This is a genomic window from Vibrio sp. A37, from assembly GCF_059777565.1.
In genome coordinates, this window is record NZ_JBLNLI010000117.1 from 1 (window position 1) to 204 (window position 204).

The 204-nt window shown below is 34.3% G+C and carries 1 protein-coding gene; it reads right to left on the bottom strand.

Annotated elements, in window-relative coordinates:
* On the bottom strand, positions 1-204 hold a 204-nt coding region (locus tag ACM2FC_RS23760), incomplete at both ends, for a helix-turn-helix domain-containing protein (protein ID WP_498483490.1).

Consider the following 204-nt stretch of genomic DNA (forward strand, 5'->3'; position numbering starts at 1 on the left):
CTTTCGAGCTTATTCTGTTCTCAATTTCCAATGACTCGATGCATTGTTCTTCAATAATGTAACAAGTCGTACCGAAAAAATCGGCTAATTTCTCTACAGTTTGGGTTTGAATGCGATTAATCTTACCATCGAGTATCTTATATAAAGTCGTTCTATTAATACCAGTAATTTCTGAAAACGACTTCTTCGTTTCATTTCGGCTTT